The sequence below is a fragment of the Tritonibacter sp. SIMBA_163 genome (assembly GCF_046535935.1).
In the GTDB taxonomy this organism is placed as follows: Bacteria; Pseudomonadota; Alphaproteobacteria; order Rhodobacterales; family Rhodobacteraceae; genus Epibacterium; species Epibacterium scottomollicae.
In genome coordinates, this window is sequence record NZ_JAWJBP010001062.1 from 1 (window position 1) to 245 (window position 245).

At 60.8% G+C, this 245-nt stretch carries 1 protein-coding gene; it reads right to left on the reverse strand.

Going from position 1 to position 245, the window contains the following annotated elements; genetic code table 11:
* A partial coding sequence (locus tag R0J92_RS25600) for a cyclase family protein (protein ID WP_411053757.1) occupies positions 1–234 on the reverse strand: 234 nt, incomplete at its 3' end.
* Between the last annotated feature and the right edge of the window lie 11 nt (positions 235–245).

Here is a 245-nt window from a genome sequence, read left to right on the forward strand (position 1 = left end):
GGAGAATCCGGGATTCTCGTCGATGTACTTGCGTTCGGGGAACCAGCGATCGCCGTAGTCGAACCAGGCCAGTACGATATCGCCGGGCCTGATCTCCTCACCTGCCTCGGCCAGCGCCCGCTCGGCGATCTCGACGTCCTCGATACCCGCCGATCCATGTGTCATCGGTTCGGGGCCTTCGAATTTCACGTGCGATAGATCGAGACAGACGGCCGAACCGTAGTAGTACGCCAACGGGGTGTTGT